The organism is Methylicorpusculum oleiharenae (genome assembly GCF_009828925.2).
Taxonomy (GTDB): domain Bacteria; phylum Pseudomonadota; class Gammaproteobacteria; order Methylococcales; family Methylomonadaceae; genus Methylicorpusculum; species Methylicorpusculum oleiharenae.
Genome location: NZ_WUTY02000001.1, coordinates 2,983,558 through 3,004,705 on the forward strand (window position 1 = coordinate 2,983,558; position 21,148 = coordinate 3,004,705).

At 43.9% G+C, this 21,148-nt stretch carries 19 protein-coding genes; 13 read left to right on the top strand and 6 right to left on the bottom strand.

The window, feature by feature from the left end; translation table 11 throughout:
- Positions 1 to 9 precede the first annotated feature (9 nt).
- The 3 genes from GO003_RS13445 (at position 10) to GO003_RS13455 (ending at position 1,433) form a co-directional block, all read left to right on the top strand.
- Positions 10 to 471 carry an SRPBCC family protein gene (locus tag GO003_RS13445; RefSeq protein ID WP_159654661.1) on the top strand — a complete coding sequence of 154 codons (462 nt, stop codon included), beginning with the start codon at positions 10 to 12 and terminating at the stop codon, positions 469 to 471.
- A gap of 67 nt (positions 472 to 538) precedes the next feature.
- Positions 539 to 985 (top strand): PAS domain-containing protein, encoded by a 447-nt coding sequence (locus GO003_RS13450; RefSeq protein WP_159654659.1) that lies wholly within the window; start codon positions 539 to 541, stop codon positions 983 to 985.
- Positions 986 to 995: 10 nt separating this feature from the next.
- The gene (locus GO003_RS13455; RefSeq protein ID WP_159654657.1) at positions 996 to 1,433 is read left to right on the top strand and encodes a type II toxin-antitoxin system RatA family toxin; all 438 of its coding nucleotides are present in this window, start codon (positions 996 to 998) and stop codon (positions 1,431 to 1,433) included.
- An 85-nt stretch (positions 1,434 to 1,518) separates the two neighbouring features.
- Here GO003_RS13455 and GO003_RS13460 read toward each other — a convergent pair whose 3' ends face one another.
- From GO003_RS13460 to GO003_RS13470, 3 genes are all read right to left on the bottom strand, one after another.
- Entirely contained in the window at positions 1,519 to 3,243 is a 1,725-nt protein-coding gene (locus GO003_RS13460; RefSeq protein WP_159654655.1) for a SulP family inorganic anion transporter, read from the bottom strand.
- A 338-nt stretch (positions 3,244 to 3,581) separates the two neighbouring features.
- Positions 3,582 to 4,835, bottom strand: coding sequence for an NAD(P)/FAD-dependent oxidoreductase (locus tag GO003_RS13465; RefSeq protein ID WP_231088987.1), 1,254 nt, complete (start codon positions 4,833 to 4,835; stop codon positions 3,582 to 3,584).
- A 141-nt stretch (positions 4,836 to 4,976) separates the two neighbouring features.
- On the bottom strand, positions 4,977 to 6,065 hold the full coding sequence (locus GO003_RS13470) for an MBL fold metallo-hydrolase (protein ID WP_159656096.1): 1,089 nt from the start codon (positions 6,063 to 6,065) through the stop codon (positions 4,977 to 4,979).
- A 587-nt stretch (positions 6,066 to 6,652) separates the two neighbouring features.
- On the opposite strand from GO003_RS13470, the gene GO003_RS13475 reads away from it, so the two are divergent.
- From GO003_RS13475 to GO003_RS13515, 9 genes are all read left to right on the top strand, one after another.
- Positions 6,653 to 7,048 (top strand): cupin domain-containing protein, encoded by a 396-nt coding sequence (locus tag GO003_RS13475; RefSeq protein ID WP_159656098.1) that lies wholly within the window; start codon positions 6,653 to 6,655, stop codon positions 7,046 to 7,048.
- 250 nt (positions 7,049 to 7,298) lie between these two features.
- A complete protein-coding gene (locus GO003_RS13480) occupies positions 7,299 to 7,646 on the top strand; it encodes a Rieske (2Fe-2S) protein (protein WP_159656100.1) in 348 nt (115 codons plus the stop codon).
- 480 nt (positions 7,647 to 8,126) lie between these two features.
- Positions 8,127 to 8,882 (top strand): MotA/TolQ/ExbB proton channel family protein, encoded by a 756-nt coding sequence (locus tag GO003_RS13485; protein ID WP_159656102.1) that lies wholly within the window; start codon positions 8,127 to 8,129, stop codon positions 8,880 to 8,882.
- 10 nt (positions 8,883 to 8,892) lie between these two features.
- The gene (locus GO003_RS13490; protein WP_159656104.1) at positions 8,893 to 9,750 is read left to right on the top strand and encodes a MotB family protein; all 858 of its coding nucleotides are present in this window, start codon (positions 8,893 to 8,895) and stop codon (positions 9,748 to 9,750) included.
- A 46-nt stretch (positions 9,751 to 9,796) separates the two neighbouring features.
- Positions 9,797 to 10,387, top strand: a complete 591-nt coding sequence (locus GO003_RS13495) for a PilZ domain-containing protein (RefSeq protein ID WP_159656106.1) — start codon at positions 9,797 to 9,799, stop codon at positions 10,385 to 10,387.
- Positions 10,388 to 10,418: 31 nt separating this feature from the next.
- Positions 10,419 to 11,408, top strand: a complete 990-nt coding sequence (gene birA, locus GO003_RS13500) for a bifunctional biotin--[acetyl-CoA-carboxylase] ligase/biotin operon repressor BirA (protein ID WP_159656108.1) — start codon at positions 10,419 to 10,421, stop codon at positions 11,406 to 11,408.
- Positions 11,408 to 12,142, top strand: coding sequence for a type III pantothenate kinase (locus GO003_RS13505; RefSeq protein ID WP_159656110.1), 735 nt, complete (start codon positions 11,408 to 11,410; stop codon positions 12,140 to 12,142). Before birA ends, GO003_RS13505 begins: the two co-directional genes overlap by 1 nt.
- On the top strand, positions 12,139 to 13,179 hold the full coding sequence (locus tag GO003_RS13510) for a hypothetical protein (protein WP_159656112.1): 1,041 nt from the start codon (positions 12,139 to 12,141) through the stop codon (positions 13,177 to 13,179). Before GO003_RS13505 ends, GO003_RS13510 begins: the two co-directional genes overlap by 4 nt.
- A gap of 249 nt (positions 13,180 to 13,428) precedes the next feature.
- Complete coding sequence (locus tag GO003_RS13515; RefSeq protein ID WP_159656114.1) at positions 13,429 to 14,661, top strand: UbiH/UbiF/VisC/COQ6 family ubiquinone biosynthesis hydroxylase; 1,233 nt, start codon at positions 13,429 to 13,431, stop codon at positions 14,659 to 14,661.
- A gap of 144 nt (positions 14,662 to 14,805) precedes the next feature.
- Here GO003_RS13515 and GO003_RS13520 read toward each other — a convergent pair whose 3' ends face one another.
- Positions 14,806 to 16,554 (bottom strand): multicopper oxidase domain-containing protein, encoded by a 1,749-nt coding sequence (locus tag GO003_RS13520; RefSeq protein ID WP_159656116.1) that lies wholly within the window; start codon positions 16,552 to 16,554, stop codon positions 14,806 to 14,808.
- Between the two features lie 402 nt (positions 16,555 to 16,956).
- Here GO003_RS13520 and GO003_RS13525 point away from each other — a divergent pair, with 402 nt between their 5' ends.
- Entirely contained in the window at positions 16,957 to 17,406 is a 450-nt protein-coding gene (locus GO003_RS13525) for a PilZ domain-containing protein (RefSeq protein ID WP_159656118.1), read from the top strand.
- Positions 17,407 to 17,467: 61 nt separating this feature from the next.
- Here GO003_RS13525 and glnD read toward each other — a convergent pair whose 3' ends face one another.
- Both glnD and map read right to left on the bottom strand, forming a co-directional pair.
- A complete protein-coding gene (gene glnD, locus GO003_RS13530) occupies positions 17,468 to 20,104 on the bottom strand; it encodes a [protein-PII] uridylyltransferase (RefSeq protein WP_159656120.1) in 2,637 nt (878 codons plus the stop codon).
- Positions 20,101 to 20,865 (bottom strand): type I methionyl aminopeptidase, encoded by a 765-nt coding sequence (map, locus tag GO003_RS13535; RefSeq protein WP_159656122.1) that lies wholly within the window; start codon positions 20,863 to 20,865, stop codon positions 20,101 to 20,103. The genes glnD and map overlap by 4 nt, the downstream gene beginning before the upstream one ends.
- Between the last annotated feature and the right edge of the window lie 283 nt (positions 20,866 to 21,148).

Consider the following 21,148-nt stretch of genomic DNA (forward strand, 5'->3'; position numbering starts at 1 on the left):
GAGGTACTTATGTTTGGATTAGGTTCAAATCATGCCGCAACTGGAACAGCAAGCATTGTTGTCAACAAACCTATTAACCATGTTTTCAAGTTTATCGGTATTGATTTTTTTGAGAATTACCCCAGGTGGTCCCCGGAGGTGCGCGAATGTGAGCTTTTAAGCGATCCGCCACTACAGTTGAACAGCTTTGTGCGGCAAGTCCGGGTCGATCAAGGTCAAAGAAGTGAGTCCACATTTAAAGTCACCGTGTTTAAACCGGAACGGCAACTGGTATTTGAAGGTGTTTCTAATGCTTATCGATGCAGCTATGATTTATTGGCTCTTCAGACATCGACTGAGCTGATTTTTACATTTGAGCTGCTTAAACTCGAGTTGTTTATGCTGCCATTTGAAAAACTTATTGGTATTGCCGTTCAGGATGGCGCCAAAAGAACAGTAAGAAATTTAAAAACGTTGCTGGAAGCCGATTGACAGCTGGCGCTGCAGCCAAAAACATGGTCTCTCCAGTGCGTTTGTACTAAGAAACGGAGGAAAATTGATGCAATTTCAAGTAGAAAAACAAGATGGCATAATTCCTCAAATTCTGACTCAGATTTTGGATGGTTGTATCAACGGTGTTACTTTGTCAGACCCTGACATCGAGGATAACCCGATTGTATTTGCCAATCAGGTTTTTGAAAAAATCACAGGATATAAAAAAGAGGAAATCATCGGTAGAAACTGCCGGTTTCTTCAGGGCGTTCTTCGTGATCAACCTGAAATTGTTGAAATTAAAGAAGCAGTAAAAAATAGAGCACCCATTGAGGTTACGTTGAAGAATTTTCGTAAAAATGGCGAGCTTTTTTATAATCGCTTATCGATCAAACCCTTATTTGACGGTGAAGGCCGGCTGATTTACTTCTTGGGTGTTCAATACGATGTTACCGAGCAAAAGCTTGCGAAAATGGAAATTGATAAATTAAACAAATCCTTAGCGGCTTTTTGATTAATGCGTCATGACACGTTTTAGCCGGCAAGTCACACTGAAATATTCGCCTGATCAGATGTACGACCTTGTTAATGATGTCAGCGCTTATGCCAGTTTTATTCCTTTATGCAGTCGATCTGAAGTCCATGAAAAGTCAGACAATAAACTGATTGCAACCATAGCAATTGCAAAAGGTCGAGTCGGATTTTCTTTTACGACGCTTAACCGCATGGAAAAAGGGCAACAGATAAGTATGCATCTTGTTAGCGGTCCTTTTAAATCTTTGACGGGACTCTGGAAGTTCCATCCTTTAGCATCTGATGGCTGTCTGGTTTCTGTAGAATTTAATTTTGAATTTACCAATAAACTATTAGCTGTTGCGTTTAGTCAAATATTTACACAGGTTTGTGAATCAATGATTGAGGCGTTTAAAAAACAGGCTAAGGTTCGTTATGATCATCTTTAGTCAAACAAGACCGAGTTAAAACTCACCTCCGGTTCTTTTTAGATGTGCTATTTCGTAAAACTATATCGAGTCAATCCGCGTTAATTCAAGCCAGTTCCTTTACAGCATCTTCCGTTCTAAAAAACAATTTTCCCGGTTTAATCTGTTTGAAGAAATCGGTTTTTTCAAGCTTGTCAATTACAGGCCCTTTGGCCTCCGCAAGATTCAATATAATATTTGAATTTTGAAGGACGTGGTTCAGATTTTCCAAGGCTTCGAGCGCTGTTGCATCGATATCGTTGACTGAAGTAAATATCAGTACAACCTGTTTAGTGGCGGGTTGTTTACGTAACTCAGTAGTAATGAATTCGTCGATAAAATTAACATTGGCAAATGTGATGCTTTCATCTACCCGCAGCAGCAGAAGGTGATTCCAAGTTTCAACCTGGTGCCGTTTGACATTCCGATAATGCTCAGTATCAGGAATGCGGCCTACAATAGCGATATGCGGATGGCTGGTTTTTCGTAAATGGCTAACCACCGTGAGAATAATACCTAAAGTTATACCTTCCTCTATACCCAGCGTTAACACGCCAATCAGCGTAACCAGTTCGGCAATGCCGTCACCCCTGTCATAGCGCCATGTGTGAATAATAGACTTGATTTTTACCAAGGGCACAATTGCAACCAGAATAATCGCGGCCAAAGCGGTTTTGGGTATGTTATGAAACAATGGGCTGAAATAAACAACAGCCAAACCCAAAAGACCCGCCGCAATTAATGTCGCCATTTGTGTTCTTGCGCCGGCAGAATAATTCACCATTGTCCGACTGAAGCCACCGGCAACTGCCATTCCTCCAGAAAGTGAAGTAACTAGATTAGCTGCTCCCAGTGCGATCAACTCTTGATTTGCAGAAATTTTTTCATTACGCAGATTAGCCGTTACTTTGGCAATAGCCACACTTTCGACATAGGCAATCAGCGCAATAAAAGCAGCGTAAGGCAAAAGAGGGCGCCAGTGTTCAACCGACAGAAAGCCCAGGCCCAGCGATGGAAAACCGGATGGAACAGCGCCCACGACGGCAACGTGCTGTTCGAATAAATGCCATTTAGTGATAATAAATGTGGCAAGCATGATGGTTAAAAGCGGTCCGCATTTACTGATCGCAATGATCATTTGGGTGGGTACCCGCACTTTTTTTAACAATACTGTTAAAGGTTTTCCAAACGAAATGAGCATGGTCAACGCAGTCAAGCCAATAATGATGGTTATCGTATTGGGCGTGTTAAACAGGCTGCTGAAGCATTGAACATCGATACCACATTCAACCGCTTTCAATCCTAGCAGCGGAGGCAATTGGCTGAAAATGATCAAAATCGAAGCCCCGCTGGTAAAGCCGGTCAGTACTGGGTGACTGATAAAGTTAACCAGATTCCCCATGCGAAGGATGGACATGAATAACAATATGACACCGACCATGGCTGACAGAACTAACGCGTTTTCTTCACTGTTTCCAAGTAGTTTTATCTCGGGAGAATTGAGTGCGTTGGCAATCATGATTGCAGCTATTGAAACCGGGCCGACCGACAGTGTCCGGCTGGTTCCAAGAATGGCATAACAAATCGGCGGCAGAACACTGGCGTAAAGCCCTAGTTGCGGCGGCAGACCAGCCAGTAACGCATAGGCTATACCTTGAGGTACCAGCAAAATAGCAGTGATTATTCCAGCGAACAAGTCATCCCCAAAGTCTTTGCGGGTATACGTTCTAAGCCAACTCAGAATAGGGATGAACCGGTAAAAACGAGGTTCTGTTGATACAGGGTATGACATGGAAATAATGTTATAAAAGTTTCTGTTACTGAAATCGGGACCGAGGAATCACGGCAACTTTACATTTTCTGCGTATTCCGGAGTAGGAGGGTACTCAGCGCCTACTTAACCGGTAATGCTGTTGAAATAAACTGTTAATTGAGGGGTTATCCTGTGCAGGTGGAAACTTATCCCCACTGAGTAAATGAATTTCCACCTGCATTAGTAAACTATCTTTGGGTAAAAAGACGGAAAATGAGCCGTATCTAAGTCTTTTCAATCAGAGTTGATCGGGCTAGACGGGATGAACCTCTTATTTATATTGAGTTAAAACAAGCATGATTTCGTCCGAAATAGTATTAATTATCGTCTAAAAATTGTTTCACATAAGTGTCTTTGTGAGGAATGTCAATGCGATAACCTTTGAGCATCAAGTGCCAGTACATCCATGGGAAACCGGTCGTTTTACCCCACCACCAGATAAAGCGGTTTTGTCTTGGGTCTAGAATGGGAAAAGAAGGCGTCACTTTACCGCCATAAGAAAATTCAGCGAGCATGACAGTGCTAAGCGAGGTTGTTAAAGGGCAAGAGCCGTAACCGTCATATTTATCGGATAAGGCTTTACCGCTGATCAAATTCAGTATGTTGTCAACGACAACGGGAACTTGTTTGCGAATGGCAGCCGCAGTTTTTGCGTTAGGTGTCGATCCCGCGTCGCCTAGACCGAAGATATTGCTGTATCGATTGTGTTGCAGGGTTTTTTCATGCAGATCCACCCATCCTGCAGGATTAGCCAGAGGGCTGTTTTTAATAAAATCAGGAGCACTTTGGGGGGGGGTGACATGGATCATGTCGAATTGTTTGGATACACGCGTCTTATTGCCGTCTGCATCGGATTTTTCAAAGAAAGCGGTTTTCGCAGGTCCGTCAATAGCGACCAGATTATGCTGAAAATTCGTTTTAATACCGTAGTCTGCAACGACTTTATCCAAAGCTTTTGCAAAAAATGGAATGCCGAACATCGCCGGTCCTGCATTGAAGAACTCAACAGATATTTTATCGAGGATGCCTTTTTTGCGAAAACGATCGGAAGCCAGATACATGATTTTTTGGGGGGCTCCGGCACATTTGATGGGCATGGCAGGTTGGGTAAACAAAGCCGTGCCGGATTGCAGATTTCGGATGCACTCCCAAGTATATTCTACTGTTTCAGCCGAATAGTTACTGCACACGCCATTGTGATTCAGTGTTTCCTTGAGTCCTTCTATTTTTTGCCAATCCAACTGAAGTCCGGGACAGACAACCAGATAGTCATAACTGAGGGAAGTGCCGGAACGTAAAGTGACTGTATTGGCATCCGGTTGAAATGTCTCGGCATAATCTTTAATCCAGGTAACGCTAGGGTGAATCAGATCGGCCTCTTTGCGCGAGGTTTTGGCCATGGTATAAGCGCCGCCGCCGATTATGGTAAATCCCGGTTGATAATAATGAATTTCGGAAGGCTCAATCAAAGCGATATCGATTGAACTGTTTTGCCTTCGCATGTTGTTTGCGACAGAAACGCCGGCAGCGCCTCCGCCTACGATCAAGACAGTGTGGTGTTGAGTTGACATGAATTCCTCCAAACTTTTGTGGTGAGTTATGACTTGGCTTTATCTCTGTAAGCCTTATAGTTTTGTAAGCCGGATTGCCTTTGGCCCGTTGGGGGCTGTCGGTATATCCGGCTTTTATCGCCGTCGACAGAGATTAGAGTCCTAGGCGCTTTTTTGCCAGGCTTCATAACCTCCGGCCATTGATAATACGTTTTTATATCCCAGGTTTTGTAGCGTTAGTGCGGCAAGTGCCGAACGGTTTCCGCTGCGACAATAGACCAAAACTGGTTTTGACTTATCAGCAAGATCAGGCTGGCTACCAATTTTAAATTCCAGTAGTCCACGCGGTATCGGTAAAGCATTATCCAGATGGCCGGCGGCATATTCACTTTCTTCGCGCGTGTCTATAATGACGACATTACCTTCGGCAATCAACTGTTTGGATTTTTCAACATTGATTTCAGTAATCTGCTGTTTGGCGGAATCCACCATTTCCTGAGTCGATGATTCATTTCTGAGCGGACGTGTAGCTTCTCTTTGCGAAATGGCGTCTTGCCTTTCATTTTCTTCCAATCCGCAGTACCGATTAGCGGGAACCGCTTCATCAATAAGCCGTGGTTTGGGTAAGTTGAGATTGTTCATTATCTCAATGAATTCCTCGCGCGATTTTCCGGCCAATCGAGGGTTGGTAGTGCGTTCCTGCATGATGTTGCTGACCCAGCGTCCTTGGTAATCATGACCAGGATACACCAGCGTGTCGTCGGGTAAGGTATATAAGCGTTGAGTGATGCAGTCATACAAAGCGCCTGCGTCTCCTCCTTGAAAATCGGTGCGCCCGCATCCGCCTATGAATAAGGAATCGCCGGTGAACACGCGGTCACGCCATAAAAATGAAATACTGCCTTTGGTGTGTCCAGGGGTCGCAATGACTTTGATTTTTTCATTTTTTCCGAATTCAAAAATATCGCCATCCTGGATTTGAATATCGGCTGTTTCTGCGCCGCATAGTTGGCTGACAGCGGTTTCAGCTCCGAGCTTTTGACGGAGCAAGCCGCTTGCAGTGATGTGGTCGGCATGCACATGCGTTTCTAGCGTATATTTCAACTTTAAGCCATGTTCTTCCAGTAATGCGAGGTATTCATCAATGCGTGTGTTGACCGGATCAATGATCACGGCTTCCTTGGCGTCGGTATCAGCGATTAAGTAAGTGTAAGTCCAGGTTTCGGGGTCGAATAATTGTTTAAAAAGCATGATGTGTCTCCTGTAGTTATTCTTCTAATTTCAAAGCTCTAAACTGCTCTTAGAATAATAAAGCAATAGTAATGCCATAAGTTTAAGTATACGTAAGTAGATGAAATTCAATGGCAAATTATTATTATGATCATGTGATATGTAAAATCAATCGAGTCCGTGGTGTTTCACTGAAACATCACGAATTTTGCACGGTGATTTATTTCACGATAATTTTTTTAAGATCGTATTTTTTAACTTAATTTTTGCAAGAGTCAATGTTACGCCTTCTATTTTTTTAAGGGTAGTCATGGAAATGAGAACTTAGGCTGCTAAAGCCCATCCAATTGATTTAGTGATGTTTCATTTGAAACAATAGTGTTTCAAATGAAACATCAAACTGCCGGAGGCATTCCAGAAATAGAGTTATATCTATGAGTTATCGGTGTTCAATGAATGGATTCAAAGTAAAAAAGTTAAAATTGAACGTAATTTCAGTTATTCTGATCTGACAGATTTTGATAGAAACAAATCCAGCCAGTCGTGTGTCTCATTGTTTGGCGATGCGATGGCTTAGCATAAATCAGCTTTAACCTGGAGATTTATTCATGAATAAACAACGTAGCTTTAACCTTGTAACCCGCTTGATTGGCCTCTCTGCGGCTTTAGTTATAGTGGTGTTAAACCCGGTCGATGCAAAGGAAAAACCCCAATTTCAAAGAAAAGTACTTTCAGCGCATAAAGTTGAATTGCCGTCTAATCAGGTTAATGCCAAAACCATCAAGGTGACTTTTCCTCCGGCATTTAAAACGCCTGAGCATGTGCATGAAGGTCCGGGTCCACGCTATGTAGTCAAAGGTAAATTAAAAGTTATTGAGGGTGACCATGTTGGCGTTTATTCGGCAGGTGATACCTTTTGGGAAACCGGCAGCCTCATGTCGGTGGAAAATGTCGGAAATGGTCCTGCCGAACTGATTATTTTTGAGCTGGCACCGGTAAAATAATCAATTGTAGGAATATTTTTTGTAATTATTCCACGTAGTTTGAATTGGGCGATAGCCGTAACCCAACGAATAGTCTTTCGAAAGCTGAATGCTTCGATTGTTGGGTTAGGCTCTCCGATTTAACCCAACCTACCCGGTGCATCACATTCCTTTTGTTTTTATGATCATAAGTTACTGTTTTTAAGTCAAAATCCAACAGAGAAAATCACCGGTAGGCTGCAGTTGAACTGCTTTTCCGGTACCTTCAACTATGAAAGTTAAGCCTGATTATGCCATTTGTGAATTGGCAGATTTACAGAAACGACAGTCGTTATCTTTTACATTAAATGTTAAAGATGAAGTCGTGGCAGGCTTTTTGGTTGTTACTGAGCAGGGTTTTAGAGCCTATAAGAACTCATGCCCACACTGGGGGGTTGAATTGAACTGGAAGCCGGATGAATTCTTCAATGTGGATTTGACTCATTTGATGTGCTCAGTGCATGGTGCATTATTCAAACCCGATGATGGCGAATGTATTTTTGGGCCTTGTGTCAGACAGCATTTGGAGCCGATTCCGGTCACTGTAATTGACGGTACCGTTTATTATTCCGAAAATTAGTCTGCTTGGGGGGGAATGAGTCATCTTCTGGGGTGGAGAAGGCAAGTGACAATAGTGATATCAATCCGTTAATCCTCGGTTATGACACAGAGGATTTGAATTAATTTTGTAAAGACAATGCTGGCTACATCATCAATGTCTCAGGTTGTGCGATACCTGATAAATCCGTTTTCAACTATCCATGGTCTGGTTCAGGTTTGGATGTCGAACCGTCTAAAGAAATTAAGCCCTCCATATTTGAACTATACTTATTTACGTTTTTGCAGGTTTAGCAGCGACTCCGGGCCCACTTAGAAGTGAAGAGCATTTCGACGGCAGTAATAAATTATTATGTGGTGCCGAAAAATTTTGCTTCACTCAAGCTATTCGGAGTTTTGGTGTAAAGCCTTTCCTGGATATTCATCAGGTAAGTTTAGTGCTTTCTTCCTTTAAAATTCCTTTTTATCAAGTTTACTGTCCATCAATTATGAGGGGTTAAGAATGGATATAGCGTCCTTATTAGGTTTTATCATCGGGATCGCGATCATAGTATCAGCAATTCTGGTGGGTGGGGATGTCATGATGTTTGTCGATGTTCCTTCCATTCTAATAGTATTCGGGGGAACATTTGGCGTATCTTTGATGCGAATTCCTTTAACGGATTTTTTTCGATCTTTTGGAGTAGTCGCCAAAGCGTTTTTAAATAAAAGAGACGACCCTAATTTATTGATTGAAGAAGGCGTTCGTTTATCCGACATTGCCCGAAAAAATGGTTTATTGGCTTTGGAAGGTGAAACTATTACCAATGAATTTCTAAAGAAAGGAATCGGTCTCTGCGTCGATGGACACGACCCCGCTTTTGTTAGGCGAATGCTGGAGCAGGAAATCAGTCAAATGGTATCAAGAAATGAAGTCGGCCAGGACATGTGGAAGGGTGTGGGCGATTTAGCACCTGCAATGGGCATGATCGGGACTTTGGTGGGATTGGTGCAAATGCTTGCGAATATGTCGGATCCTTCGGCTATTGGTCCTGCTATGGCAGTGGCTTTGCTGACAACGCTTTACGGCGCGATGGTGGCAAACTGTTTTGCATTGCCCATGGTCGATAAATTGTCAAAAGTATTACTTTATGAAAAAACCAACAGGGAGTTGATTATGGAAACGATCTCAGGGATACAGGAAGGTATGAATCCCAAGGTTTTGGAAGTATTATTGAATTCCTATATTTCTGATAAAAAGCGTAAAGCCCAAGATTAACAGGTGATATATGGCTGATGAATGTCCTAAATGTCCTCCGGTAGGTGCGCCTGTATGGCTAGCTACTTTTGCCGATTTGATGTCGCTATTAATGTGTTTTTTTATTCTGCTGTTGTCGATGGCAACAATGGATGCAAAAAAATTTAAAAAAATGTCCGATGAAATGCAAGATGCTTTCGGGGTGCAAAAAGATGTGCCTGCTTACGATGTCCCGATGGGAACCAGCATCATTGCGCAGCATTTTTCTCCAGCTCCGACCGAACCGACTCCACTGGAAGAGGTTAAGCAAACAACGCAGCAGCGCTCAACCACGCTGGCTGAAGATATTGATGAAAACAACATAGAAGAAATAGAACAAAAACTACTGCAAAAAAAATTGGAAGAAGTGCAAGAGCAAGCTAAAAAAATCAAAGAATCATTGAAAGATGAAATAAAACAAGGTTTGGTTTCAGTTGATGCGGTCAATCTCAATATTATTATCCGTATCGAAGAGAGAGGGTCTTTTCCTTCAGGGACGGCGGTGTTAAAAGCGGGATTTGAACCGGTTATGAAAAAGATTTCTGCAGCCGTTAATGACTCGCCCGGAAAAGTCCATGTGGCCGGACACTCAGATGATATTCCCATTTCCACGCAAACTTATCGTTCCAACTGGGAGCTATCGGCTTCCCGGGCTGTGACTGTTTCACATTTTCTTTTTGAACAGTCAGGAACCGATCCTACGCGTTTTGTGATTGAAGGTTATGCCGATACCAAGCCATTGGTGCCAAACAAAACGCAGGAAGATCGAGCCAAGAACAGAAGGGTTGAAATTGTCGTCATGCAGGATGATCCTTCTTTATCTAGGGAGCAATTCCCTCCAGCGGAATAATCAAAAGAGATTAAGCCATGCAATTTATAAACCTAGGATACTGACCATGACTCATGAAGAAGAGAGAAGACGTTTTTTCCGCATTGACGATGAAGTGAATCTTTATTACAAACCGATTGATGAAAAAATGGTCAATCGAACCAGTCATATCAGCGATAACGTGCTAGGAAACTGCTCTTTGGCTGCGGCTTTGGAAATGATGTCTCAAGAATCCAGATTCATGATGTCCCGGTTGGAAAGAAATTCTCCTGAAGTGGCTGACTATCTGAAAATCATCGACAGTAAAATCGAATTGATTGCCCAGGCGTTGATGCTGCAGGGGTCTGATTTTAAGGAAAAAGATACCATCAATGTTAACCTGAGCGCATCAGGGTTGGCTTTTGACTGCAGTGAAAAGTTAAATGTTGATGATTATCTTGAAATTAAAATGCTGCTGGTTTCCTGTATGGCGGTTATTGTAACTTACGCCAAAGTTGTTTACTGCAAGCCGAAAACTGATTCTTCTTCGGGATTCCCTTATGTGGCCGGGGTCGACTATATCAACATGAAAGATCAGGATAGAGAACTCCTGATCAAGCACATCGTCAAACGGCAAATGCAACAGATCAGAGAAAGTAAGGAAGTGCCAAAAGTTTGAGCTTCTTCACCGGATTTGAAAGTAGATCATAATGTTTTTGTCTGAAATGCAAAAAAAGATATTACAGCTTCTTGCCGATGGTGAATTTCATTCGGGTTCCAGTTTGTCAGTTGAATTAGGCGTCAGCCGGACTGCGATTTGGAAGCAATTAAGCAGTTTGAGTGAGGTCGGTCTTGAGTTGATCTCTGTTAAAGGTAAAGGCTATCGATTAACCAGACCGCTTGAGTTGCTGGATGCCACGGCTATTTTGGCAAAGCTTTCAGGTGAGGTAAATTCTTTAGTCTCGACCTTAACCGTTCACGACCAGCTAGCTTCGACCAATACCTATCTCATTGAACAAGCAAAATTGGACAGCCCGTCAGGTTCGGTTTGTCTCGCCGAGTATCAGAGTGCAGGCAGGGGCAGGCGGGGGCGCAACTGGGTGTCCCCCTTTGGTTGTAATATCTATCTTTCCGTGCTCTGGCGTTTTCAGGAAGGTCCCTCCGCTATTTCAGGATTGAGCTTGGCTGCCGGTATCGCAATAGTCCGGGCATTGAAAGCGGCAAATATTGAAGGCATAGGCCTGAAATGGCCTAACGATATCTACTGGCAGGGTCATAAGTTGGGCGGCATTCTGGTTGAGGTATCCGGCGAATCAAACGGACCTATCAGTGTCGTGACAGGAATCGGGCTGAATCTCTATATTCCTCAACAGCAGGCTCAAAAAATTGATCAGGTATGGACCGACCTGGAAAAAGTCAGTCAAACTCCTGTTTCAAGAAATCATCTCACCTCATTATTGCTTGATCATCTGTTGCCGGTTTTAAATCAGTTCAGTGTTAACGGAATTCAGGTTTACCTTGATGAATGGCGAAGTTATGATTGCCTGAAGGATCAAAATGTAACAGTTTTTATCGGTAATGAGGCGTTAACGGGGATTGCCGAAGGCATAGATGACAATGGCTTGTTTAGATTACGGGGCGAGGACGGGAAAATTAAATCCTTTGCATCGGGTGAGATCAGTTTTAGCTGCAAGAGTTAATGGATATTCTGGTTGATATAGGCAATACCCGAATTAAATGGGCCATCATGAACGATAGCGATGTGATTGCGCCTAAATTGTTGGTTCATGGTCAGGCCGATTTCGAAAAATCGCTGGAATCCGAATGGGGATCGATCGGCAATGCGCCTGAGCAAATGGCTGTCTCATGTGTCAGTGCAGAGCAGGTTAATCAATCGGTGAAACACATCGCCAAAAAACTTTGGCCTTCAATTGCCATTTACGAAGCTGAGTCTTCAGCAAACGGTCCGGGTGTCAGCAATGGCTATAAAAATCCGGCTCAGCTGGGGGTTGACCGATGGCTTGGCTTATTAGCCGCCAGGCAAATGACACGACAAGCAGTCTGCATTGCCGATTGCGGCACGGCATTAACAATTGATTTAATGAATGAACAAGGGATACATCTTGGCGGAGTCATCTGTCCCGGTTTGACGATGATGCGAATGTCTCTGTATGCAGGCACCTCCGCATTGCCTTATGATGACCAGGATTACCCCGTCGGTTTATCTGATGGGACTTTGCCTGGAATTTATAGCGGTACATTGTTAGCGGCGGCTGGATTGATCGAACAGATTGTTTCGAGGCAAACAACAAGGCCTCATATCCTGTTGACCGGCGGCGATGCGACAAAGCTGGCCGCTTATCTTGGTTATCAAAGCAATTTGGTGCCTGATTTGGTTCTTAAAGGACTGGGAATTTTTTTGAAAACAGTATGATGAAAATCCTAACCTTTATTTTTTTATTGGCCAATATTGTTCTATTTGCGTGGCAGTTTCAGCAGCCGCAGCACTATGCCGGGCAAACTCAGCAGGAGGCAGAAATAAAATCAGGGCTTGAACCTATATTACTGGTCAGTGAGATTAAACCCCACAGGGATACTATTGACGTCAAGTTAACAGAACAATGGATGCAGATTGAGGAACAAAAAGCGTTTGTTTTTCTGTCTAAAGATGCTGATGCCCCTGATAAAAGTAAAATTGTTGAGCAGCCAGCAGACAAGACATCAAGCCAGTTAACGTCAGCTGATAAAGAAAAGGTCGTAAAGTCGGATGTGAGTCAAGCCAGTCCTTCACAGCCAGTCCAATCTGAACAGAAATCGGTTACCCCCGTTGATGGTTCTAAAGAATTAGCTAAAGTTTCGCCAAAAGACAGTAAGTTGCCAAGCAGTCAGCACGAAATTGCGGTATCCCCGTCTGTTCAATCTTCCTCTGTGAATGGCACAGAAACCAAGAACCCCCCCGCGGTTGATGTTTCAGCCTATCAACAGGCTACTATGTGCTACGAAGCCGGGCCTTTCAGCAACCAGGGTTCTTTTCAGACCTGGAGAAAGTTGACAGGCATTGACGCTAAACAGATAAAACAAGTCACCCGCAATGTTGATGAAGCGGATGGTTATCTGGTTTATTTTCCGGCAGCAGAAACTTATGACCAGTCTCTGATGAATTTTGATGAACTTAAACTTAAAGGGGTCAGTGATCTGTTGATCCATCGTTCCGGGGCAAATCGGGGAGAGATTTCTTTGGGTTTTTTCAGTAGTGAAAACAGAGCGTTATCGCATCAACAAACCTTGAAAACTAAAGAAATTGAGGCGTTGATCAAGCCCCGATACAAGCCTAAAAAGCGGATATTTGCCCAAATTAATATTGCTCCGGAATTAGAAGAAAATCTCATTGCCAGCAAGGCGAAATGGTCCGGTAATCATCCTGAGATACAAATATCCGTTTCTAATCAATGTGCTGTCAAAAGTCCCTGAAGGGGCTATAACACTCCTAATCTGATCGAAAAAACGTCTAATTTACAGAAGGAGAGGGTGTGTTTGGCGTGGAGATCGGCAGTATGAAAGAAGTAATATTCTCTGCGACCTTTTATTCAATTATTTCATGGCTGTTACTGAAAGGGTATAAAAACCCTGAAGATTGAAAGTCGTTAGTTATAAATCATCTACTCATTTTCTGTTACGCTGTAAAATGTCATTTGACCTTCAATTGGATTCTTTTACGAAATGACGACGAAATTAAATTTTGATGTAATTGTTGTGGGTGGCGGGATGGTGGGTGCTGCAGTGGCCTGTGCCTTGGGCGGTAGTTCGCTTTCGGTTGCGGTAATTGAGCAAATGGAGCCTCAGTCATTTGGCCAGGACCAGCCCCACGATCTCAGGGTTTCCGCGCTCAGTATTGCGTCAAAACGCATTCTGGAGACCTTAGGCGCATGGCAGGGCGTAATTTCCAGGCGGTATTGCCCATTCCGGCGTATGAGGGTTTGGGAGACTGCGGGCGATACTGAGTTTTGCAGCGATGACATCGGTTATTCAGAGCTGGGTTTCATCGTTGAAAATAGAATTACCCAGTTGGCGTTACTGGAGCGTTTAAAGGATTTTTCCAATGTGACGCTCATCTGTCCGGCAGCCATAAAAAACATTGAATACGATCCTTTAGCTTCGGTGGAATGTTCAACCATTGTCCTTGACGATGGCCGTGAATTAACGGCAAAGCTCGTCGTGGCTGCTGATGGGGGTCAATCCAGAATCCGTCAAAAAGTCGGTCTGGGAGTTACCAGTTGGGACTACAAGCAGCATGCTATGGTCATTTATGTGGAAACACATTATCCGCAGCAAGACATTACCTGGCAGCGTTTTCTACCTTCCGGTCCTCAGGCCTTTCTTCCGTTGAATGGTCCTTTTGCTTCATTGGTTTGGTACAACTCGGTTGATGAGATTCAGCGATTGAAATCGCTTCCTCATGCACAATTGATGGTCGAGTTGAAAGAGGCTTTCCCGGAATGTCTGGGTGAATTGAAAGCTATTCTCGGCACGGCCAGCTTCCCGTTAAAAAGGCAGCATGCGCAAGATTATGTCAAACAAGGTATCGCTTTGGTGGGTGACGCAGCGCATATGATCAACCCTTTGGCCGGGCAAGGTGTCAACATCGGGTTGCTGGATGCGGCCGCTTTAGGCGAAGTGGTGTTGGATGCTTATCGAAGTGGAGAGTTTATCGGCGACATCCGGGTACTGAAACGTTATGAAAAATTACGTAAGCTGGAAAATCTGCGCATGATGACGGTGATGGATGCTTTTTATCAGATTTTCAGCAATAAAATATTGCCGTTAAAAATTATCAGGAATTTTGGCTTGGGTTTGGCTGGCCGCATCAAACCGGCAAAAAACAAAGTCATGCGACATGCAATGGGGTTGGAAGGGGATCTTCCTAAGCTGGCCAGAGGTGAGCCGATTCTTTAATTATTGCGTCTATTGGTGAAGACGGCCGGTATAAACCGATCGTCTGAGTCGTTTGAGTTCGCTGAGTAGAAATAAGCTCAGCTTAATGAGATATTGTGAAAGGTCTGGCACATTCCTATGCCAGACCTGTGTTGAAAGATGTAATTACGATTGTGTTTTACCTATCAGTCCACCTACAAATTTGAATATTAACTCTCTGTAGACAAACAGCAAATAAGCCAGGATACCTAGAACAAAACCGGATAGTAAACGGCCTATAAAGGAAGGCTCATTTCCAGTTTGTGAGGCAATTTGTTGTCCACCCGGCCCGACTACCTCAGTCATGACCGCCACTTTTCCAGGTTTATAATCTGCGTTCATATCAGGTAAGCCTAGGCTTTTCCATGAATCGTAGTCTTGCCACATGGGGTATGTTCTTTTCCAGAACTCTTTGGTGAAATAAGGCGCCAGACTCATGCCATGCGCCTTTGGTATGCCTTTTTCATCAAGGTAGCCTTTGTAGACAACCAGGCTGATATCTCCGCCTTCACCTACGCCATCCGTGGTAAACGCCTTTTCCACATGGTCATGGAACATCCAAATGCCCTCGCCGAAGCTGTGCAGTCCGTCATCCGTCCCATCCAGTTCAAGATCGAGTCTTTGAGCCGGAGTGATGCCGTGGACGTCTCGGGTTATATAAGAGCCCGGGCCATTGTCTACCCCGTCATAATGAGTCGCTGTCGGTTTGTGGCCATGGATGTGCATTGCCAGGGTTTCGGTTCCGCCATTCATGATTCTTAATTTTACTTTTTCACCCACGCCCATTTCGATGAGAGACTCTCGCAAAGTATAGGGGAAAGAACGGCCATTCAGCATGAAGTAATCATCAGTTGCGTCCGTGATGTCATATTCCATGTTTAAACGTTTGGATATGATTCGCGGATCATTGGCTGATCTGGCTATATCCGAATGCAATTCCTTGTCGGCGGTTTCGTAATGTAAATCATATTCCCGTTGATATTTTTCAAGTACTGCCACGGAAGGACTGCGGACTTGTCCTGCGCCTACGTTGAAAGTTTGAACCCAGTTGTTTGGCCGGTTTTCTTCAACGACAAAGATGCCTTGTAAACCCATGGGAATATGGACATGAGGTTGTACGTGGCAGTGATAGTACATCGTGCCCGGTTGGCGGGGTTTAATTACGTAGGTCTTGCTTTCACCTGGCATGATATCCATTTCGCTGGTTTGACCGACGCCGTCGTTACCGCCGCCGCCATGATCCATAAAGGGGTGGTCAATGCCGTGAAGATGAAGCGAATGCGGCAGATAATGGGTGTTTTCAACAACTATCCAGACAGTGTCGCCCTGTTCAACTCTAATGGTTGGAGACGGTACTCTTAATAACGGATTTGCTTGCGGTTCATATAGACTCAGCGTTGACATGTCTCTGGTTTTTGGGGCAAATACCCAAAAAGTAGGTTGGACGCCGGGGGCAATATCAAAGGTTGTTGTGGGGTCGGTCATGTCCGGAGAATGACCGTTCAGTTCGACAATTTCCAATTTAATTATGATGTGATCCGGATCGCCATCGCCATCTTCGTCGTTTGATTTGGTTATCGCGTCGGCGGCCAATTGAGTTTCCATGAGTGTATCCATGGAAATGTTGTTGGTACCTTTTACAAAAGCGGCAATATCAGCAGGATTATCCGGAGTACAGACATTGGAAGCCTGGATTTTAATGCCGTCGACTGTTTGTTCTTTACGCCATTCAGGAGATATAAAATTTGAGCAAATCTCTTCCTGGGGACCCATTTCAACTTTTGCTGAAGGTGGCAGATCGGTTGCGGCGTTTACTCCTAATGGAATAACGAGCGCCAAGCCTCCGCAGAGACTGGATAAATAACGTTTACTCATAGATTAACCTCGGATGTATGCTCTTTCAGCGTCGTACTTACGACAGTAGGCCCTAGTGAAAGTTTAATAGATTATCGTTATATGCTTACATTAACTTAATTTCAACCGGCAATTTTTTCGTAGTGTATCAGCAAAGTCAAGGAGGCAAATTGTAATGGTCAATAATATCTGGCTACAGAGTTTATTTGAAGGCTGTATCTTCAGTCTGCTTAGTGGATAAAACACCCGGAGTGTTTTTTAATTTCCTCAATTGATTTTTTTGGAAGGTTATTGTCGGCAATGGCGCGCACTGCTGTTAATCTATAGCTTCATATTTATTCTTTAAACCCATATTTCTGCTGGTAAAATTATTTTTTTAGTCTAAAGTGGTTATACCAGCAAGGTTACGATTTAGAGATTACTATGGAAAAAAAAATATACCCCCACGTTTCAATCCATTTGCCAGTCTTTATTACCAATGTGGAAGGTATTCGCTTTAAAGTAGTTGCTTTTGATATGAGCAATGAGGGTTTCTCATTCAAATGCAGTACAAATCAACGCAATCTGATTACTCCGGGCGGATGCTTTATTCATAACAAAAGGCCTATGGAGTTGGATGTCCGGCTGATTTTGCCGGCATCAGCCGATAACAATGGTTCTGAAGGTGTCAGTGCGCGTTGCCATGTTATTTATTCGCGAAGAATCGCGCGCGACGATTGTGAAATCGGTGTCCGTTACTTTAATATTGAGGCAAGCGGTTTCGATAAGTTGCTCGGTTTTCTGGATTCCCGGTTAGTTAACGATGTGCCGGTAGAATCCATTCCTCCAGTCAAAGCTGCCGTAAGAAGGCAGGTTCTCAGCGATACTGCATAAAAACAGGCATGCCCTCTGCACTAATGGACGGGCAACAGAGGGTCTCGTCTTTCATCGTGTTTTAACTGATCGATCGCAAGCTGTTAATAATGTCGTTTTCCAGCTTCGCCAACTTCTTCATGTTTCTGATCGGTTTGGTTTGGTCGTCAGTGATATAAAACATATCTTCAGCACGGCTGCCGATAGTGGTAATTTTGGCGTCGTGTAACCGTATGTCATTACGATTGAAAATCTGCCCGATAGTTGACAGGAGTCCCGCGTGATCGGTCGTAATCAATTCGAGGATGGTGCATTTGTGCAGCGGGTCCTCGTGAAAAAATACCGTGGTCGGTATTGGGAAATGTCTGGCCTGTCTGGATTGGCGCCGTATGTTTTTTTGTTTGGTGATCGTGTGCTCTTTCAGGTTCTTGCGTAATGAAGAGCAAATATGAATTTCTCTGTACAAGTCGATAATTGGTTCGCCGGTTTGTTCCAAGATCTGAAAGCTGTTAAGCACATACTGGTCATGAGTCGTTACAATACGTGCATCTAAAATAGTCAAGCCCAGCTGATCCAGCGTTTCTGTGCTGATTGAGAAAATATGGTTTTCATTATGGGTATAGACGAATACTTCAGCGCTGCCTCGCTGTGTTTGAGGGCGAAGCAGGACTAGCGGCAAGTCTTTTTCATCGCAGGATGAGATAGCTATCGTATGCCAGGTAATCTCATCAACCGAATAACGCAAAAAATAGTCATCACTCGCATGTTTCCATGACGCCAAAACATGTTCTCGAGTTAAACCCAGCTTGATCAATTCTTCAAGGGCTTCATTTTTCGTTTCTTCAAGCCGGTCATGAATATTGATCGGAACTTTGAGACCCCGGTGTAATGCGCTATAGGTTGCGTTATAAAGCTCTTTCAGCAAGGCGTCTTTCCATGAATTCCAAAGCTCTGGATTGGTGGCCCGGATATCCGCGACAGTCAGTAAATAGAGATAATTCAAATATTCAATACTGCCTACACACTGAGCGAACTCATGAATGATTTCAGGGTCGCTGATGTCTTTGCGTTGGGCCGTCATAGACATGATCAGATGATTTCTGACCAGCCAGGTTACCAATTTAATATCGTGTTTTGACAAGTCATGCTGTATGCAGAATTCTCTTGCTATATCTTCACCTATGGTCGAATGGTCGCCGCCCATGCCTTTGGCAATGTCGTGGAATAATGCTGCTATGTAAAGCAATTCCGGTTTGCCGATCATCAAATAAACGTCATTACAAAAGGGGAGCTCGTTGATATGTTTATCCAGAGAAAATCGGCGTAAATTTCTGATCACAAACAAGGTGTGTTCATCAACGGTATAGACATGAAACAAGTCATACTGCATGCGTGCGACGATATGGGCAAAACTGGGCAGGTAGGCGGCCAAAACCCCGTAGCGGTTCATGCGGCGAAGCTCATGGGTGATACCCTGAGGCTGGCGCAATATTTCTATGAACAAATGATTGGCGTTTTTGTCTTTCCGGAACGTGTCATCGATCAAATGCAGGCTTTTACGAATAAGCCTGATTGTCTTGGCTCTGATCCCTTTCAAGGAAACGTTCTGTTGCAGGATCAGGAAAATCTCAAGCAGTGCAAGCGGATTTTTCTCGAATAGCTGCTCGTTCTCCGCCTCCAGATAACCGTTGATCACAATCAGTTTAGAGTCGCGGGTGTTGATATGCTGGTAAGTCGTTTCTGTGCAGAGGAATCGTTCGTTAAACAGTTGCAGCAACATTTCATTGAGACGTTCCAGGCCAACAACGGTCTTGTAGTAGTATTGCATGAACTGTTCCACGCCATGATTGATGTTGGCATCAATAAAGCCGAACTGTATCGACAAGTCATGCTGGAAATCAAACAACAAGCGGTTTTCATCGCGCCCGGTCAGTAACTGCAGCGCGTATCGAATGCTCCAGAGTGTGCTGCGTAAACTGATCAGTTCATCGTATTCCGATTCGGGTAAAAAATCGTATTTGATCAGTTCTTTAAGCGTGGTTGAGTTGTAATGTCGTTTGAATACCCAGGCAATAATTTGCATGTCACGCAATCCGCCTGGACCTTCTTTAATGTTGGGCTCTAGGTTGTAAGCGGTATCATGGAATTTGAAGTAGCGCTGTTCCTGTTCAAGCAATTTGGCGGGAAAGAATTCTGCCGAAGGCCATATTTCTTTCTTTTTAATGGGTTCCAGTACTTTTTCGTAAAGCCTTTGGCTACCGGAAATAAGCCGGGTTTCCAGGAGGCTGGTCATGACTGTCTGGTCGTCTTTCGCTGCCTGTATGCATTCATTTACAGTACGCACACTCAAGCCTGGCTTCAGGCCAATGTCCCACAGAAAATTACAAAAATTGGTCAGTCTGTCCTGAATGTCTGGCGCCGAGTCAGGAGGAAGGAGAATGACGATATCGATATCGGAGTAGGGGAATAATTCCTTGCGGCCATAGCCGCCAACAGCGATCAAACTCAAGTCTTTTGCCGCAGTCCTCAGGTAATGTACCCAGGCGCAGACGAGTAAATGATCAACAAAATCGGCTTTTTCAAACAGCAAGTGCGCAACAGGATTTTGGGGAGCGAAGTCCTGTTTAAGCGTGGCGTTCTTATTCTTTATAATCTGTTTAAACTGAGCAATACAATCCGGCTGATTAAATAGCTCAGGCGTTATGTCAGTTAATGTCACTGTTCCTCCTTGCGAAGGGTCAGCACCTCATGTCCTCGATCGGTTACCAGAATGGTATGCTCCCATTGAGCGGAAAGGCTGCGGTCTTTTGTGACAGCTGTCCAGCCGTCTGACAGGACTTTAACGTTACGTTTGCCCTGATTGAGCATGGGTTCTATCGTAAAAATCATGCCGGGTTCAAGCGTTATGCCTTCCCCCTGTTTTCCGTAATGAAGCACCTGGGGTTCTTCATGAAAATTTTTGCCTATGCCATGACCACAAAATTCGCGTACGACCGAATAGTGATTCGATTCGGCAAATTTTTGAATGGCATGACCAATATCACCTAATGTAGCGCCCGGTTTGACTTGTTCTGTCCCGATATAAAGCGCTTGCTGCGTAATCGATATCAAGCGCTTGGCGTGCTGACTCACTTTGCCTACGCAGAACATTTTGCTGGTATCCCCGTGGTAATCGTCTTTGATCACAGTGATATCAACATTGACGATGTCGCCTTCTTTTAATTTTTTATCTGATGGGATGCCGTGACAAACAACGTGATTGATGGAAGTGCAAATCGATTTTGGAAAGCCCCTGTAATTGAGCGGGGCAGGGATGGCCATTTGCTGTTCGACGATATAATCATGACAGATTCGATCCAGTTCATTCGTTGTTACACCAGGTAATACATAAGGTTCAATCATTTCCAGAACCTCCGCGGCCAGTCTGCCTGCGACACGCATTTTTTCAATTTCACTGGGAGTTTTTATTGAGATCGACATGAATGGATTGACAGAAAATGACAGACAATTAATAAGGATTTGTTCAGCAAACCGGCATTCTACATGGAGTCAGCTGAGAGGTTTATAGTTTGTAACGCTCCGGAGATAGGCGAGTTTAGCAGAAATCGAATTGTTGCACGAAATAATTTATGGTATAAAGGCAAGTTCATTTTTTAACCAATACTCACACTTATCGTCACGCTTGGTAGGGTGCTTGTTTTTGTAATAAGTACAAAACAGGTTTCCAAGAGGGGTAAGTGGAGGCGTAACCCAACTCGAAACG